At 38.6% G+C, this 17476-nt stretch carries 13 protein-coding genes; 8 read left to right on the top strand and 5 right to left on the bottom strand.

All coding sequences use genetic code 11. From position 1 onward, the window contains the following. Positions 1-104 precede the first annotated feature (104 nt). The 5 genes from H4J46_RS05755 to H4J46_RS05735 all read left to right on the top strand — a co-directional run bounded on the left by H4J46_RS05755 (position 105) and on the right by H4J46_RS05735 (position 4845). Entirely contained in the window at positions 105-425 is a 321-nt protein-coding gene (locus tag H4J46_RS05755; RefSeq protein ID WP_182232587.1) for a hypothetical protein, read from the top strand. Between the two features lie 68 nt (positions 426-493). Further along, positions 494-1027, top strand: a complete 534-nt coding sequence (locus H4J46_RS05750; RefSeq protein WP_182232586.1) for a cytochrome c — start codon at positions 494-496, stop codon at positions 1025-1027. A gap of 32 nt (positions 1028-1059) precedes the next feature. Then, complete coding sequence (locus H4J46_RS05745; RefSeq protein ID WP_182232585.1) at positions 1060-1545, top strand: DUF4440 domain-containing protein; 486 nt, start codon at positions 1060-1062, stop codon at positions 1543-1545. A 654-nt stretch (positions 1546-2199) separates the two neighbouring features. Then, entirely contained in the window at positions 2200-4464 is a 2265-nt protein-coding gene (locus tag H4J46_RS05740) for a heavy metal translocating P-type ATPase (RefSeq protein WP_182232584.1), read from the top strand. A gap of 15 nt (positions 4465-4479) precedes the next feature. Continuing rightward, positions 4480-4845, top strand: coding sequence for a cupredoxin domain-containing protein (locus H4J46_RS05735; protein WP_182232583.1), 366 nt, complete (start codon positions 4480-4482; stop codon positions 4843-4845). 345 nt (positions 4846-5190) lie between these two features. Here the strand turns inward: H4J46_RS05735 and yfaE are convergent, their stop codons facing one another. From yfaE to ubiG, 5 genes are all read right to left on the bottom strand, one after another. Further along, a complete protein-coding gene (yfaE, locus tag H4J46_RS05730) occupies positions 5191-5448 on the bottom strand; it encodes a class I ribonucleotide reductase maintenance protein YfaE (RefSeq protein ID WP_182232582.1) in 258 nt (85 codons plus the stop codon). Positions 5449-5453: 5 nt separating this feature from the next. Next, positions 5454-6584, bottom strand: a complete 1131-nt coding sequence (nrdB, locus tag H4J46_RS05725) for a class Ia ribonucleoside-diphosphate reductase subunit beta (protein WP_182232581.1) — start codon at positions 6582-6584, stop codon at positions 5454-5456. Between the two features lie 143 nt (positions 6585-6727). Then, positions 6728-8998 carry a class 1a ribonucleoside-diphosphate reductase subunit alpha gene (nrdA, locus tag H4J46_RS05720; RefSeq protein ID WP_182232580.1) on the bottom strand — a complete coding sequence of 757 codons (2271 nt, stop codon included), beginning with the start codon at positions 8996-8998 and terminating at the stop codon, positions 6728-6730. A 674-nt stretch (positions 8999-9672) separates the two neighbouring features. Then, a complete protein-coding gene (locus H4J46_RS05715; protein WP_182232579.1) occupies positions 9673-10350 on the bottom strand; it encodes an HAD family hydrolase in 678 nt (225 codons plus the stop codon). Between the two features lie 125 nt (positions 10351-10475). Then, a complete protein-coding gene (ubiG, locus tag H4J46_RS05710; RefSeq protein ID WP_182232578.1) occupies positions 10476-11183 on the bottom strand; it encodes a bifunctional 2-polyprenyl-6-hydroxyphenol methylase/3-demethylubiquinol 3-O-methyltransferase UbiG in 708 nt (235 codons plus the stop codon). A gap of 481 nt (positions 11184-11664) precedes the next feature. Here ubiG and gyrA point away from each other — a divergent pair, with 481 nt between their 5' ends. From gyrA to aroA, 3 genes are all read left to right on the top strand, one after another. Then, positions 11665-14403 carry a DNA topoisomerase (ATP-hydrolyzing) subunit A gene (gyrA, locus tag H4J46_RS05705; RefSeq protein WP_182232577.1) on the top strand — a complete coding sequence of 913 codons (2739 nt, stop codon included), beginning with the start codon at positions 11665-11667 and terminating at the stop codon, positions 14401-14403. 494 nt (positions 14404-14897) lie between these two features. Then, the gene (gene serC, locus H4J46_RS05700; protein ID WP_182232576.1) at positions 14898-15980 is read left to right on the top strand and encodes a 3-phosphoserine/phosphohydroxythreonine transaminase; all 1083 of its coding nucleotides are present in this window, start codon (positions 14898-14900) and stop codon (positions 15978-15980) included. Positions 15981-16081: 101 nt separating this feature from the next. Then, positions 16082-17440 (top strand): 3-phosphoshikimate 1-carboxyvinyltransferase, encoded by a 1359-nt coding sequence (aroA, locus tag H4J46_RS05695; protein ID WP_259365698.1) that lies wholly within the window; start codon positions 16082-16084, stop codon positions 17438-17440. Positions 17441-17476 lie beyond the last annotated feature (36 nt).

The raw sequence follows: 17476 nt of genomic DNA, 5'->3' as shown, positions 1-17476 counted from the left end.
ATATAAGTTGATAAATAACGCAGAACCTTAATGGCAATCATACGGCACTGAATGAATTTATTTAGAAAACGTTAAATATTTAATCACTAACCCAGGAGTAAAAAATGAAAAAAAGCTTAATTAAAACAATCAGTAAAATCGCTTTGGTATTAATACCTAGCATTTCTTTATCAATGACAGCTACAGCACATGATCCCAGTTTGCATGCAAAAAAGGCTAAAAAAGCTGATTGTAGCAAAATGGATCATAGCAAGATGGATATGAAGGATCCGGTCGCTATCGCCATGATGAACAAGTGCATGAAACAAGCTGAAAAATCAAATGACAATATGGACCATAGTAAAATGGATATGAAAATGGACCACAGCAAAATGAAAACGATGGATGAAAAAAAGCAGAAAAAAGCTGACGACAATAATCACTAATTAAATTTACAAAATCACTTAGCACAAAGGTATTGGCTAAGTGATTTTTTATTGACGAAGGAAAGAGGATGAAAATGCTTAAATGGCTCTTGATTCTTATGGCGTTAGGCCTTGGAACGACGGCGACAATTATTTATTCAGGTAATGTCGATGTAGCTGCCGATGAACCTCACAGTGATTTAGTCTACTGGCTTTTGGAAACAACGAGAGAAAACGCTATATCAAAAGCGACTGAAAATATTAAAGTGCCAGATTTAACCGACCCTGGACTATTGTTATCTGGTGGCGTTGACTATGGGTTTATGTGCGCTAGTTGTCATTTAAAGCCCGGACAAAGTGAAAGTGATATGAGCTTAGGCTTATATCCCGCACCCCCTAATTTAGCGGTTTCTGATTATAACGATGATAGTGATAAATATGGTGATGACACGCAAGCTGATCGTAATAATTTCTGGGTTATTAAGCACGGCATTAAAGCCTCAGGAATGCCGGCTTGGGGTAAAACTCATGACGATCAGCGTATCTGGGCAATGGTGGCTTTTATAAAACGCCTGCCAAGCTTAACACCTGAACAATATCAAATACTTACAGCTATAGAATAAAAGATAACCCTAATAATTATAAAGAGAAAAATATGAAAGTAATTCACAGTATATTAATGGTCACTTTACTTTTGTTAGCAACAGTGAGTTTTAACTTACTTGCACATAGTAATGACAAAAATACAGCTAAAATTGTCGCCAAAAATTCAATAGTCGCCACTGAAGCGGGAAAAACTGTTACACAATTTCATCAAGCACTGAAATCAGGCGACAGAGTAACAGCCAGAGCCTTATTGGCGAATAAGGTGACGATTTTTGAAGGTGGCGGTGTAGAAAAATCCGCAGATGAATATGCGGAACATCATATGCTTGCGGATATGAAATACTTGGCAGAAATTAATACCGAAGTCATAGATCATCAAATCAAAGTTATCGGTAATATTGCTTATTCTATGTCGAGAAGCAAATCAACTGGTCAGTTTCAAGGGAAAGATATTAATAGCGAAGGTATGGAAACCATGGTGCTTTTAAAAGCAGCTGGAAAATGGAAAATTGTTCATATCCATTGGTCGCACTAACTGATCTAATTAAAAATAAGCAAGAAAATATATAGATTATTGGCGCTGTTAGTACGAATAATTGTTTTTTTATCAACTGACCAAGGTGATAAGGTCGAGAGTAATCAAACCACTAGCTTGCATTAAAAGTAGCGCTTAATTAAGCGCTATTGTGGTTATCTAACGGATAAAGATATATTTTATTTGACCTGTGTCTTAGACATAGGTGTAAAGTGAGTTAATGTGATTAAAAACATATTTTTTGCCTTATTTAAAAGAGTAGTCATGTCATGTCATGACAGTAATTGAATTAGCTAATGCGATTAACACAACACCCGATACGGCGCGTCATTACACCAAAATGACGTTTATTACTGTCCGAAAAATCCTAATAAGGGCTACAAAATGTATGGTAAAAGTGCCTACAATAGACTTAAACTTATGTTAAGTGTTAAGTGTTAAGTGTTAAGCAATTAAATTTTTCAGTGGCCGAGATCAACAGTATGTTAATTGCAGCTGATAAGGGACATAGGCCTGTCTATTAGTAAGATGATGTTATGTGAAAAATTAAGCAAGGCCATTAACGATTGGCAAGACAAAGCAGATAAAACACCCACTGGCGATATGTCTGTCACCTGATTAAAAGTGCAGATAACACGCACCAAGGAGGTCATAATGAATAAATTAACCGGCAGTACGGGCAATCAAAATACCCAAGAGCTGATTATTGAAGGCGCAGGCTGTGCAAGCTGCGTTAGTAAAATTGAAACCGCGTTAAAAAATATTAATGGTGTAGACAGTGCAGAAATGAACTTTGCTTTGCGCACAGTCTCTATCGTTGGAAACGTTGGCCCCAACGTGCTGATAAAAGCGATTGAAACCATAGGTTATAACGCGAAAAGTGCCAGTGATCGTAGTGATAATGACTTATTAGATGAAAAAGAGCTTGCCGATCGAAAATACTATACCCGCTTAATAAGGCAGGTTTGGATTGCTCTTGGCCTAGGTGTACCCCTGATGATTTACAGTATTTTTGGTGGTCCTATGACCGTTGAAACATCGCTAGAGCGCGGTGTTTGGTTATTTATTGGTGTTTTATGCGCTGGCATTATGTACTTTGCAGGTAAACATTTTTATATAGGTGCGTGGAAATCATTGGTAAATCACAGCGCTAATATGGATACCTTAATTGCGCTAGGAACAGGCACCGCCTGGATCTATTCCATGGTCGTTGTTTTCTTTCCTATGGCATTACCAGAAATGGCAAGGCATGTTTATTTTGAAGCGACAGCCATGATTATTGGCTTAATTAACCTAGGCTTAGCGCTTGAAGTCAAAGCAAGAGGCAGAACGAGTGAAGCGATAAAACGCTTAATTGGTTTACAAGCTAAAACCGCGCGTGTTGTGCGTGACGAGAAAGAAATAGATATCGCTATCGAGCTAGTTTTGCTCAATGACATTGTACGAGTAAGACCAGGAGAGAAAATTCCAGTCGATGGCATTGTAACGCAAGGACACAGCTCAATTGATGAGTCGATGTTAACAGGTGAGCCGATGCCGGTTGAAAAAGCTACAGGCGATACCATCGTTGCTGGTACTTTGAATAAAACTGGTTCAATTTTATTTAAAGCAACGCGAGTGGGTAAAGACACGGCATTAGCACAAATTATTAAGATGGTTAAAAGGGCACAAAACTCTAAACCGCCCATTGGCCGTTTAGCTGACGTTATTTCGGCTTACTTTGTGCCGGTAGTGATGATTATTGCCATCGTCAGCGCGCTAGTCTGGCTTAACTTTGGTCCTGAGCCGACATTAGCCTTTGCCGTAGTTTCAGCAACAACGGTTTTGATCATTGCTTGCCCTTGTGCTCTTGGCTTAGCCACACCGATGTCGGTAATGGTTGGCGTAGGTAAAGCCGCTGAAGCCGGGGTTTTGATACGTAATGGTGAAGCCTTGCAAGCCGCTTCAAAAATTACCACTATGATTTTGGATAAGACCGGCACAATCACCGAGGGTGCGCCAAAAGTCACGGATATTATTGTTGTTGATGAAAGTTACACAGAACAATATATTTTAACTGTAGCCGCGGGTATAGAGCGTGGCTCTGAACATCCACTGGCACAAGCCATTGTTGACTCGGCCATTGAGCAAAATATTGAACTTGAAAGTACTGCTGATTTTCAAGCCATTGCAGGTCATGGCGTAACAGCAACATACCACGGTCAGCGATTACTCTTTGGCAATCAGACGTTGATGTTGAAAAACAATGTCGTGTTAAATGAGGTGGTTGCTAAAGCACAAAAGCTTGCCGATGAAGCTAAAACACCTATGTATTTAGCGATTGATAACAAACTCGCCGCCATTATCGCGGTATCTGATCCCATTAAGCAAGACTCTGTTGAAGCGATAAATAGGCTTCAGGCTAATGGTATCCGTGTCGTTATGCTCACGGGTGACAACAAAGTGACAGCTAATGCAGTGGCGAAAGAAGTGGGTATTACCGAAGTATTCGCTGAAGTATTACCAGAAGAAAAATCAAACAAAGTTGCAGAGCTTCAAGCTCAAGGTGAAATTGTTGGCATGACAGGAGACGGTATTAATGACGCCCCCGCATTGGCATTGGCCAATGTTGGATTTGCTATCGGTACCGGAACCGATGTGGCGATAGAAAGCGCAGACATCACCTTGATGAGAGGTTCATTACATGGCCTTGCGGATGCGATAGCCGTGAGTAAAGCGACACTGCGTAATATCAAACAAAACCTTTTAGGTGCCTTTATCTACAATGCGGCGGGTATACCTTTTGCCGCGGGCATTTTATACCCATTTTTTGGCTTGTTACTGAGTCCAGTTATTGCTGGCGCTGCCATGGCATTTTCATCATTAACTGTGGTCAGCAATGCTAACCGTTTACGCTTTTTTAAACCACAAGATCATTAAGTTAAGGAGAGCAATATGTTAATAATCAATTTAGTGGGCTTAGGGTTAATTGTGTTAATTATTTGGTGGTTTTGGTTATACAAAGCACCATCAACTCAAGTGAGTGATGAACAATATAAAAGTGAAATAAGGGTAGTGATTGAAGACGGAATTTATCAACCAGCACATATTTCATTGCTTGAAGACAAACCACTGGTCATTACATTTATTCGCAAAGATGCGAGTCCTTGTGCGGCAACTGTGCTATTTCCTGATTTAGAAGTTAGTGCAGATTTACCGTTAAATAAAGCATTTGCAGTACAATTACCCGCGATGAAAAAAGGTGAATATGCCTTTCATTGTCAGATGAAAATGTATAACGGCACTATTGTTGTTAAGTAAATATAACCCAACGGAGTGGGGGTATTACTACCGATTTAGATGAGGGCGTTGGTTTGATAGAAAATGGCTTGGTAGCTAGGTATATTAGACTTTTCAATACTTGGCTTAGACAAGGCTCTGTTTAACGAAAAGAGCTAAACCTTTATTTAGCTTATGATTTAATCAATTTGATGTTCAATAATATGTTGAGGATATTCACCAATCATAGCGAATTTCTACTCAAGAGGACGATGAAAAATATTGTACTCAAAAGGTTAACTATAACGTTCAAAATCAAACTTGGCGTTGTTATACCATAACGCCAAGTTTGACTATCATAAAACTTTAAGCTCGCAACGGCGAAACTTAACCGTGTATATCTAGCTCTATATCGCTGGTAGGCGTTGAACAACAGGTGAGAATTTCATTGTCACCGATAAAAGCCAAGGGGAATTGAGCGTACTCAACCGTGCCTTTTTTTAACAAACAACGACAAGTGCCACAAAAGCCATCTCGGCAATGAAATTGTGAATCAATATTTTTTCTTTCTAAAGCATTGAGAATATTTTTGTCTTCATCGAGGAACATTATCTTACGTCCCTCGACGGTAATATTAAAAGCCATCAATACTATAAATCGAAGTCGTCAAAATCATCACTTGATACTGATGAGTCAACTTGTCCAACTAAGTAGCTAGAAATTTCAGTTTCTTGTGGCGCTACTTGTACATTGTCACTCACTAAATAGGAATTCATCCAAGGTAATGGGTTACTTTTTATATCAAATGGTGCATCAAAGCCAATGGCACTTAAACGTTGATTACTAATATATTCAATGTATTGCTTTAAGATAGCAGCGTTAAGACCAATCATTGAGCCATCTTTAAATAGATAATCAGCCCATTCTTTTTCTTGTTCGACCACATCCATGAAAATCTCTTTACCTTCTTCACGCAAGGTTTTAGATATTTCTTGCATTTCAGGGTCGTCTCTACCTGACATCCAGTTATTAAGAATATGTTGTGTACCCGTTAAATGCAGTGCTTCGTCGCGGGCAATAAGTTTAATGATTTTTGCATTACCTTCAAGTAACTCACGTTCTGCAAAGGCGAAAGAACAAGCAAAACTAATATAAAAACGAATAGCTTCTAAGGCATTTACTGAACAAATAGCTAGAAATAGTCGCTCTTTCAATTTACGTTCACTAACCTCGAGGGTTTTACCCTCGACCTGATAATTACCTGGTCCTTGCGACTGTAATAATTGTGTGGTGATAATAACGGAGTCAAAATACTTTGCGATGCTGGTAGCACGCTTTAAAATTGACGGATTCACCATGATGTCGTCAAACACTTCACTAGGGTCAGTAAATAAATTACGTAAAATGTGAGTGTATGAGCGAGAATGAATAGTTTCACTAAAAGCCCATGTCTCAATCCATGTTTCGACTTCAGGCAATGAAACTAGTGGCAATAATATCGTGTTAACTGAACGTGCCGTTATTGAATCGAGTAGCGTTTGATATTTTAAATTAGATATAAAAATATGTTTTTCAGAGTCCGTTAGACTCTGCCAATCGGCCCGGTCTTTTGATACGTCAATTTCTTCTGGACGCCAAAAAAAGGATAATTGTTTTTCGATCAGTTTTTCAAACGCCATAAAACGTTGTTGATCGTATCGTGCAATATTAACACTGTTTCCCAAAAACATTGGCTCTAACAAAGCATTGTTAGCTGTTTGGTTAAACGTAGTGTACGACATTTATAATCTCCTAGAAATAGCGCCGTTTGAGGCGCGATATTTCATCTTTTAATAGTAATTAAGCTAATTTTTATTAGTTTTTATGCCAGATATATAAATTGGCAAAAAAAGAGGAAAACCAGGTGTTCTCCTCTGGTGGTGCTTTATATCTTACATGCGCCGCCGGCACAATCGTCTTCAGCTTCTATAAGGTTGTCGTCAGCACCATCACGTGTGTTGTGATAATACATAGTCTTAACACCAAGCTTATAGGCGGTTAAAATATCTTTTAATACTTGTTTAATTGGCACTTTGCCACCTTCAAAACGAGAAGGGTCGTAGTTGGTATTTGCTGAAATAGTTTGATCGATAAACTTTTGCATAATGCCAACTAGTTGTAGATAACCTTCATTACTTGGAATGTTCCAAAGAAGTTCATAATTATCTTTTAATTTTTCATATTCAGGTACAACTTGCTTTAAAACACCATCTTTACTTGCTTTAATACTGATTAAACCACGAGGTGGTTCAATACCATTAGTTGCATTAGATATTTGTGATGAGGTTTCTGACGGCATTAACGCTGATACGGTTGAGTTTCTAACGCCATGTTCTTTAATACTAGCGCGCAACGACTCCCAGTCTAAATGTAAGGGTTCAGCGGTAACATTATCGATTTCTTTTTTGTAAGTATCGATAGGCAATATACCTTGAGATAAACGCGTTTCATTAAACTTAGGACAAGCACCTTGTTCAATAGCTAGCTGATTTGACGCTTTTAGCAAGTAGTATTGAATGGCTTCAAAAGTACGGTGAGTTAAGTTATTGGCACTACCGTTTGAGTAGTAAACCCCATTTTTTGCTAAGTAATAAGCGTAGTTAATAACACCTATACCTAATGTACGACGCCCCATCGTGGCGGTATGTGCTGCCGGCACAGGGTAATCTTGATAATCTAATAAGCTATCTAAAGCACGTACCGCTAAGTCAGCTAGACCATCAAATTCGTCAAGGCTTTTAATAGCACCTAAATTAAAAGCTGATAATGTACATAGGGCAATTTCACCATTGGGATCATTAACATCTTCCATTGGCTTAGTTGGCAAGGCAATTTCTAGGCATAAATTACTTTGACGAATCGGTGCCACAGTGGGGTCAAATGGAGAATGCGTATTACAGTGATCAACGTTTTGTAAATAAATACGACCTGTACTAGCGCGTTCTTGAGCAAATAAAGTGAATAGTTCTATCGCTTTAATACATTTTTTACGAATTGAATCATCAGCTTCGTATTGAACATAAAGCGCTTCAAATTTTTCTTGATCTTCAAAGAATGCATCGTATAAACCAGGCACATCACTTGGGCTAAATAAAGTAATAGATTGGCCTTTGATCAAACGTTGGTACATCAATTTATTAAATTGTACGCCATAATCTAGATGACGCACTCGGTTTTCTTCAACACCACGGTTATTTTTAAGTACGAGTAAGCTTTCAACTTCTAAATGCCAAAGTGGATAGAACAGGGTCGCTGCACCACCACGAACACCACCTTGTGAACAGCTTTTCACTGCGGTTTGAAAGTGCTTATAAAATGGGATACAACCGGTATGAAATGCCTCGCCATTACGAATAGTACTACCTAATGCACGAATACGACCGGCATTGATACCAATACCAGCACGTTGAGAAACATACTTAACAATGGAACTTGAGGTTGCATTGATTGAATCTAGACTATCGCCACACTCAATCAATACACAGGATGAGAATTGACGAGTGGGTGTACGTACACCAGCCATAATAGGTGTTGGCAACGAAATCTTAAAGGTAGAGATAGCATCATAAAAACCTTTAACATAATCTAAGCGTGTTTCTTTTGGATATTTAGCGAATAAACAAGCCGCGACTAAAATATAAAGAAATTGTGCACTTTCATAAATTTCACCGGTGACACGGTTTTGTACTAGGTATTTACCTTCTAACTGTTTTACTGCTGCGTAACTAAAATTTAAATCACGGCCGTGGTCCATAAAGCTTTCTAACTGTTCAAATTCGTCAGCAGTGTAATCAATTAATAAATGCTGATCGTATTTACCTGCCTCTACCAATCTTACGACATGTGGGTAAAGCTCAGGTGGCTCAAACTGGCCGTAGGCTTTTTTGCGCAAATGGAATATAGCTAAGCGCGCTGATAAATATTGATAATCAGGTGTTTCTTCTGATATCAAATCAGCCGCTGCTTTAATAATAGTTTCATGAATGTCAGACGTTTTAATACCATCATAGAACTGAATATGAGACTTCAGTTCTACTTGAGAGACCGAGACATTGTCTAGGTCTTCAGCAGCCCAAGCAATTACTTTATGGATTTTTTCTAAATCGATGAGTTCTTTTGAACCATTGCGTTTTGTGACAAAAAGTTTGTTAGTCATGCAGTACCTGTAAATCTGTTTGTTGTTATAAACATCCAAAATAGATGGATATAATGTTAATTGCCTCAAGATGATATTACACAAGGTAAATTGTATTTCATTCAAAATGTCTTTGAATGAAAAATGCACTATATCTTGGGGTTTTTACGAAACTAATCACAAGATAGTGCGGTTTACGTGATATTGCAAGAACAAAAGTTGTCGAATATTGGTTGCTTTTTTTACCGTGAAAGTTCTGTTAGTAATAACTAACTTAGTAGCTCTTTTCAATTTTGATTTTTCTAAAACGCAACGGTTATTTTTATTTTTTTTTAGCGCTAAATTATTTTAAGTTATTTTTTAGAGTTTATATAACCAAAGGTAGCATTAAAATAATAAGTCTTAATATTCAATGGTTTATGTTTTTGGTTGATTCTTGGACGCATTAATTGACGAGTGATTGTTTTATCAACGCTAATAGATGATATTTTGATGCTATTATTAAAACGATAGTGAGTAAGAAGAGGGATTAGCCACGAAAGTGTGCTGTTTTTAATATTCATACTAATTTGGCATTGAGCTAGATTTACTGTCAGTAAAACGGGTTGATCGCTTAATGTAATAAACAAAGTAAAGCAGCTCTAAGCTAACAGACTAGTGCAGCTTATGATTCAGTATCGGTTAATAATTTAGTATTAGTTAATAAAGCTTAGTAGGTCTAATGGTGTAGCGACGATATGATCTGCTTGCCAAGTTTGACAATTTTCGTTTTGAAGAATGTATCCCCATTTAGCCACAAACGTAGTCATCTCGGCGCTATTACCGGCTTGGATATCACGCAGCGCATCACCAACATAAAAACACTGTTTATTATCAACATTAATTTGCTGACAAGCGTGCAATATTGGCTCAGGATCAGGTTTTCGTTTAGTTAAGGTGTCACCACCGACCATAACAGCACAGTTTGCAAATTCAGGGTAATAAGGTAAAAGCAGTTTTGTTAAGCCCTCAGGCTTGTTGGTGATAATACCCCAAGGTATATTGTTGGTTTCTAATTTTTTCAATAATTGAGCAACGCCTGGATAAAGGCAGGTATGCTCAGCAATATTTTCTTGATAGTAATTAAGAAATTTTTGACGCAAAACTTCATAGTCATATTGTTTAATGGCTGAGCCAAAACCAAGTTTTAGCAATCCTAAAGCACCGTCTGAAGCAATAGGGCGATAATCTTTTGCGGCGACAGTTGGCTTATTGTAATGGCTTAAAACATGGTTTAATGCCGCGCCTAAATCATCAGCGGTATCTAACAGTGTGCCGTCTAAATCAAAAAGTACGCTGGCAAGTTGCACAGTTGCATGATGTGGAGTTGACATAATATCGCTCTATTTCGTTATAGTTATTTTTATCAGCGGGGTTGCGGCGAAAATAAAATTCTATTAACGCGTTAATTTGCACCCATTCTATCTCAAGTGGCTGTTTCAGCATTAAGCTAGCACGGCTAAACGCGTTGACAGCAAAGAATATAATTCACATCAAGTGATGAGGTTAACTTATGATTTTCAGTCAAAGGGTTATAGTGAATACCAGCTGCATCGATGCATTTTAGCTCATACGACTCAGCCCATGCTATTAATGTTGATGGGCGAATAAAACTCTTGTGGTCATGAGTGCCATTAGGTACAAGTTTCAAAATTTTCTCTGCTGCGACTATCGCTAATAAATATGCTTTTAATGACTTATTTAAGGTAGAGAAAAAAACAAAGCCACCGGGTTTCACCATTTGAGCACAGGCCTTTATAATAGATTCGGGATCAGGCACATGTTCGAGCATTTCCATACAAGTAACAACATCGTAGTGTTGTGGTTGTTGTTGGGCTTTTTCTTCGGCGGTTATTTTTTGATAGTCGACACTAACACCGGCTTCTAAAGCATGTAGTTTGGCAACATTTAAGGGCGCTTGTCCCATATCAATGCCAGTAACATCTGCACCAAGTTGCGCAAGGCTTTCTGCTAAAATACCACCACCACAGCCGACATCAATAATTTTTTTTGCAAAAATATCACCAACATGCTGGCAAATAAACTGTCGGCGCAAAGGGTTAATTTGGTGTAGAGGCTTAAAATCACCATCAAGTTCCCACCATTGGCTAGCCACTTGTTCAAATTTAGCGATTTCGTCTGGATTAACGTTTAAAGGATTAGACATAACTACCATTGTTGTTGGTCTTTTAATATCGTCGATTCTAAAGCAATAATTACTACAAGCCTAGTGTGAAAGTTGATTGACCTTAAATCAATAGAAAAAATGGAGATGTTTTCTGTTTGCCATGTCATTGCTCGTAGCGTATTACTTTGTTTTTTCACACTCAGGTTGTAGGTATATAGGTTATAATGATGGTAAAATAAGCGCTTGAATATGAGATATGTTTAAAACACTAATAAGCGCTAATATCTCTAAGTATGGGCGCTTGAATTTAGCTAATAAACACCTCTAAAATCAACTCCATATTATTGTTGTGGTTAATATCGAGCATTTACTTGAAACTTTACCGTTTTTAACAGTAAGATTAAGCAATACAAAGCGGTAGGGCATGACAAAAATTTATGCTAGTATGCTGTGTTAATTATAAATATAATAATTTCGAAATTTTCTGAATTAGATTTACGTTAAGGGATACCATCAATTTATGACCGATTTGGCGAATAATATTGCTCCTGTCAATATTGAGGACGAGCTAAAAAGCTCCTATTTAGATTACGCGATGAGTGTAATTGTAGGTCGTGCATTACCAGATGTGCGTGATGGCTTAAAGCCAGTGCATCGTCGCGTACTTTTTGCGATGAACGTGTTGGGTAACGACTTTAACAAGCCGTATAAAAAATCAGCACGTGTTGTTGGTGATGTTATCGGTAAGTATCACCCACATGGTGATACTGCTGTTTATGACACTATTGTTCGAATGGCGCAGTCATTTTCATTACGCTATATGCTTGTTGATGGCCAAGGTAACTTTGGTTCTGTTGACGGTGATTCAGCAGCGGCTATGCGTTATACCGAAATTAGAATGTCGAAAATCGCCCATTCTATTTTGGCTGATTTAGACAAGGAAACTGTTGATTACGTTGCCAACTACGATGGTACAGAAATGATACCAGCGGTAATGCCAACGCGCATTCCTAACTTACTTGTCAATGGTACCTCAGGTATCGCAGTAGGTATGGCAACTAATATTCCTCCTCATAACTTAACTGAAGTTATTAATGGCTGTTTAGCTGTTATAGAAAATGACGATATTAGCTTTGAAGAATTATTAGAATATATTCCCGGTCCAGACTTTCCAACAGCGGGTATTATTAGCGGTCGAGCGGGTATTCAAGAAGCTTATCTTACTGGCCGTGGTAAAATTAAAATTCGTGCTCGAGCTAGAATCGAAGTTGATGAGAAGTCGGGTAAAGAAACCATTGTTGTCTACGAATTACCTTACCAAGTTAACAAGGCCCGTTTGATTGAAAAAATGGCTGACTTGGTGAAAGAAAAACGTTTAGAAGGTATTTCTGCTCTACGTGATGAGTCTGATAAAGATGGCATGCGTATGGTGATAGAAGTGAAACGCGGTGAAGTGGGTGAAGTTATCTTAAATAACTTATATAAGCTTACTCAAATGCAAGTTTCATTTGGTTTAAATATGGTGGCTTTGACCAACGGTCAACCTAAACTATTTAACCTGCGTGAAATGATTGATGCCTTTGTTTTACATCGTCGTGAAGTGGTAACACGCAGAACTATTTTTGAGTTGCGCAAAGCACGAGAACGCGCGCATTTACTGGAAGGTTTGTCGATTGCACTTTCTAACATCGACCCAATTATCGCATTAATTAAAAACTCACCAACACCAGGCGAAGCGAAAGAGCAATTATTAGCCTGTGGCTGGGATTTAGGTCTTGTGGCTGACATGTTAGCTGCTGCCGGTGATGATGCTGCACGTCCAGAGTGGGTTGAAGAAGAGTTTGGTATTCGTGATGGACAATATTTTTTAACGCCACCACAAGCACAGGCGATACTTGACTTACGTTTACATAAGTTAACTGGCTTAGAACACGAGAAAATCTTAAGCGAGTATAAGGTATTATTAGACGTAATCGCTGAATTACTTTATATCTTGGCAACACCTACTCGCTTAATGGAAGTTATTCGGGAAGAGCTTGAAGCGATTCGTGATGAGTTTGGTGACGAACGTCGCACTGAAATTACGAATGCCTCACATGACTTATCTATGGAAGATTTGATCACCGAAGAAGATGTGGTGGTAACGCTTTCTCATGAAGGTTATGTTAAGTATCAAATATTAAGTGATTATCAGGCGCAGCGTCGTGGCGGTAAAGGTAAAGCAGCAACGAAAATGAAAGAAGAAGACTTCATTGAACGCTTACTGATTGCCAACACACATGACACGATTTTATGTTTCTCTGACCGCGGTAAACTCTATTGGTTAAAAGTATACCAATTACCATTAGCAAGCCGTACCGCTCGTGGTCGTCCAATCGTTAATATTTTACCGCTTGATAAAGGTGAACATATTACGGCTATTTTACCCGTACGCGAATACGAAGAAGATAAATACATTATTATGGCAACAGCGTCAGGTACGGTGAAGAAAACCGCTTTGACCGCTTATAAAAATCAACGTGCTAATGGTATTATTGCACTGAATTTACGTGATGATGATACTCTCATTGGCGTTGCCATTACTGACGGAACTAACGACATCATGTTGTTTTCTGACGCAGGTAAAGTGGTTCGTTTTAATGAAAAAAGACGTGACAGTGAAACAGGCGAAATAAAAATCGATCCTGAAACAGGTCTAGAGCAATGGGCATTAAAACCTATTGGTCGTACAGGTACTGGTGTTCGTGGTATTAAGTTAGAGGGTGAACAAAAAGTCGTTTCTTTAATTGTACCTACCAATGATGGTCCAATCATGACCATTACTGAAAATGGCTACGGTAAGCGTACGGCATTAGATGAGTATCCTGCGAAGAGTCGTGCAACTAAAGGTGTTGTTTCAATTAAAGTCAGCGAACGCAACGGCCCGGTTGTTGGCGCGGTGCAAGTTGAAGAACAAGACGAAATCATGCTGATCACAGATAATGGTACCCTAGTGCGTACTCGTGTTAGTGAAGTTAGTGTTATTGGTCGTAATACTCAAGGTGTTCGTATCATTCGTACCATTGAAGGTGAACATGTTGTGGCCTTACAACGTATCGATGAAATAGCAGAAGTTGAAGTATTTGAAGAAAACGAAGATGGTGAGCTAGTGCCAACTCAAGTCATAGAGGGTGAGCAAGTAAACACGCCTGAAACTGATATTGATACAGAGAGCGAAGGCGAGGAGCCAACACTTAATAATGACGATACTCCAGAGTAACTGTCGTTAATTTAAAAAAAGGCGGTTATAACCGCCTTTTTTTATGCGTAAAATTTAGCCATTTACTTAGCTTGATAATGGTTATATCAAATTCTATTTTTGAATTGATGCTACGTACCAAAAAGGTATGCTAGTAGCGGTGAAATTTCATGGTGGTTATCATAGTAATTTGATTAATTAAGTGAGCTACTTTTTCATTGTAATCATTAAAAATGAACAGGTAATTAATTGGGTAACATACCAATACGATTAAGTTATTACCTACTTGTGCTCGTTAAAATAGCCCAAGGCTGTGTTGTGTATATAAAGGTGAGTACTTTGGTTTAGTTTGGAAAAATAAACCTGTGCCTTGATTTTTGTCCTGCGCGCAACAAGATCATAAATTTAATGGAACTGGTATAATACCGTGAGATAATAGAACAACTTGCTATTGATGACCTAATGTCAGGCCAATTATAATTTAATAAGTTTAATAAATAAGGGTGTAGTGTTAAATGTCTAGTGTTTACAATTTTTGCGCAGGTCCTGCGATGTTACCTGTCGATGTAATGAATAAAGCGCAGAGTGAATTTTTAAATTTTGCCGATACCGGTAGCTCTGTGATGGAACTGAGCCATAGAAGTAAAGAGTTTCTTGTTGTTGCAGAACAAGCTGAAGCAAATTTACGTCAGCTGATGGCTATTCCTGAAAATTATAAAGTGCTTTTTTGTCACGGAGGAGGTCGTGGTCAGTTTTCTGCTGTGGCGTTAAACTTGTTGGGCGAGACTAAAAAAGCAGACTATATCGTCAGTGGCTCTTGGTCTAAATTAGCGGCAGAAGAAGCCAGTCATTACGGCAATATTAATGTATTTAATGCAATAGAATATATTGATGGCGTTCAACGTATTAAATCCAGTAGCGAATGGCCCATTAGTCCAGATGCCGCCTATGTGCATTATTGCCCCAATGAAACAGTAGACGGCATGGAAATTTTTGAGGTGCCAAATACCGGTAATATCCCCTTGGTTGCTGATATGTCATCAACTATTTTGTCACGTGAATTTGACGTCAGCAAATTTGGCTTGATTTACGCAGGTGCGCAAAAAAATATTGGCCCGTCGGGTTTAACTTTAGTTATCGTACGTGAAGATTTATTGGGTAAGGCGCATTTAGACACACCATCAATCTTGAACTATGAGATACAGGCTAAAAATGGCTCGATGTATAACACACCGCCCACTTATGCTTGGTACTTAGCGGGTCTTGTTTTTGACTGGTTATTAGCTAAAGGTGGTGTGAGTGCTATTGCTGAAATTAATCAGCATAAAGCGCAGTTACTTTATCAATATATTGATAAAAGTACTTTTTACAAAAACTCAATAGTGCCAGAAAATAGAAGTTTGATGAATATACCTTTTTGGTTAATGGATGACAGCTTATCTGCTGAATTTGTAAAACAAGCCGAAGCTCAGGGGTTAACTGCCCTGAAAGGCCACCGTATGGCTGGTGGAATGCGAGCGAGTATATATAACGCCATGCCAATAGAAGGCGTGCACGCATTGATTAACTTTATGGACAGCTTTGCTCAACAGCATTAAGTGTCAACATTCAATAATATAATGAATATAGCAGCCTAGTGAAACATTGGCCTAGGTTAAGCGGGAAGTTTCCGTAAAGGAAAGATTTAACTGGAATCATGATGTCAAACCTACAAATTAAAAAAAATAATACCTTAACAATAACGGCTAAACCTGGCCATAAAGTCAACGGAGATATTTTAGTACCGGGTGACAAGTCATGTTCTCATCGCTCTATAATGTTTGGCGCGCTTGCTGAAGGTACCACGCATATTAGTGGTTTTTTACCTGGTCAAGATTGCTTGGCAACGATGAATACATTTAAAGCTATGGGCATTAAAATTGAAGGCCCAGATAGCGAACACAATGTTACCGTACAGGGTAAAGGTTTACATGGTTTAAGCAAACCAGATGGATTATTAGATATTGGTAATTCAGGCACATCCATTAGACTACTTTCAGGTATTTTAGCAGGCCAACGGTTTGACACTCGTATGGCTGGCGATAATTCTTTAAACAAACGTCCAATGGGGCGAGTGATTACACCATTACAACTTATGGGTGCTAATATTACCGCCGCTAGTGACGGCACGCCCCCAGTTGTGTGCAGTGGTTTAGCCGTAGATGAAAAACTTAATGCGATTGACTATTTATTACCCATGGCTAGCGCACAAGTAAAATCTTGTGTGTTATTGGCTGGTATGTACGCAAATGGTACAACATCTGTGACTGAGCCTGGCATTACGCGCGATCATACAGAGCGCATGTTAACGGCATTTGGTTATCCGGTGAAGTCGATAGAAACTGAACAAGGTAAGAAAATATCCATTGAAGGTGGTCACAAGTTAACGGCCTGTGATATTAAAGTGCCGGGCGACATATCTTCCGCTACTTTTTTTATGGTAGCGGGTTTAATTGCTAAAGAAGGACAAATCACTATTCGTAATGTTGGGATGAATCCCACACGTATAGGTGCTATTAATATTTTACAGCAAATGAATGGAGAAATACTTGTTACAAATGAGCGGCTAGCAGGAGGTGAACCTGTTGCCGATCTTGTGGTATCATCTTCGCCGCTTAAAGGTATCGATATTGACGAACGTGATGTTCCACTTGCTATAGATGAATTTCCAGCAATATTTATTGCTGCGGCATGTGCAATAGGTATGACACGATTAAGAGGTGCTGAAGAATTACGTGTTAAAGAAAGTGATCGTATTCAAGCAATGGCAGATGGCTTAGTTGAGCTAGGTATTGATTGTACCATTTACCCTGATGGTATCGATATTACTGGTGGTCAGCTAACTTCAGGTACAGTTGAAAGTCATGACGATCATCGTATAGCCATGTCATTTGCTATTAGCTCCCTAAGAGCTACAGGTGAAATAACAATTTTAGAGTGTGACAATGTGGCGACCTCGTTTCCAAATTTTGTTGCATTAGCAAACCAAGTAGGATTGACGTTAATCCCAAGTAACTAACAGCTTATTGTGTTAGAAAAAGTCAGCTAGGAAGAA

The organism is Colwellia sp. MB02u-6, from assembly GCF_014077095.1.
Lineage (GTDB): Bacteria > Pseudomonadota > Gammaproteobacteria > Enterobacterales > Alteromonadaceae > Cognaticolwellia.
The sequence above is the reverse complement of the archived record's forward strand: the minus strand, read 5'-3'. Positions and strand labels throughout refer to the sequence as shown.

What these genes read in the sequence shown, in the direction of transcription:
- H4J46_RS05755 (WP_182232587.1), top strand. Translation starts at nt 105, where the DNA reads ATGAAAAAAAGCTTAATTAAAACAATCAGTAAAATCGCTTTGGTATTA.
- H4J46_RS05750 (WP_182232586.1), top strand. Translation starts at nt 494, where the DNA reads ATGAAAATGCTTAAATGGCTCTTGATTCTTATGGCGTTAGGCCTTGGA.
- H4J46_RS05745 (WP_182232585.1), top strand. Translation starts at nt 1,060, where the DNA reads ATGAAAGTAATTCACAGTATATTAATGGTCACTTTACTTTTGTTAGCA.
- H4J46_RS05740 (WP_182232584.1), top strand. Translation starts at nt 2,200, where the DNA reads ATGAATAAATTAACCGGCAGTACGGGCAATCAAAATACCCAAGAGCTG.
- H4J46_RS05735 (WP_182232583.1), top strand. Translation starts at nt 4,480, where the DNA reads ATGTTAATAATCAATTTAGTGGGCTTAGGGTTAATTGTGTTAATTATT.
- yfaE (WP_182232582.1), bottom strand. Translation starts at nt 5,448, where the DNA reads ATGGCTTTTAATATTACCGTCGAGGGACGTAAGATAATGTTCCTCGAT.
- nrdB (WP_182232581.1), bottom strand. Translation starts at nt 6,584, where the DNA reads ATGTCGTACACTACGTTTAACCAAACAGCTAACAATGCTTTGTTAGAG.
- nrdA (WP_182232580.1), bottom strand. Translation starts at nt 8,998, where the DNA reads ATGACTAACAAACTTTTTGTCACAAAACGCAATGGTTCAAAAGAACTC.
- H4J46_RS05715 (WP_182232579.1), bottom strand. Translation starts at nt 10,350, where the DNA reads ATGTCAACTCCACATCATGCAACTGTGCAACTTGCCAGCGTACTTTTT.
- ubiG (WP_182232578.1), bottom strand. Translation starts at nt 11,183, where the DNA reads ATGTCTAATCCTTTAAACGTTAATCCAGACGAAATCGCTAAATTTGAA.
- gyrA (WP_182232577.1), top strand. Translation starts at nt 11,665, where the DNA reads ATGACCGATTTGGCGAATAATATTGCTCCTGTCAATATTGAGGACGAG.
- serC (WP_182232576.1), top strand. Translation starts at nt 14,898, where the DNA reads ATGTCTAGTGTTTACAATTTTTGCGCAGGTCCTGCGATGTTACCTGTC.
- aroA (WP_259365698.1), top strand. Translation starts at nt 16,082, where the DNA reads ATGTCAAACCTACAAATTAAAAAAAATAATACCTTAACAATAACGGCT.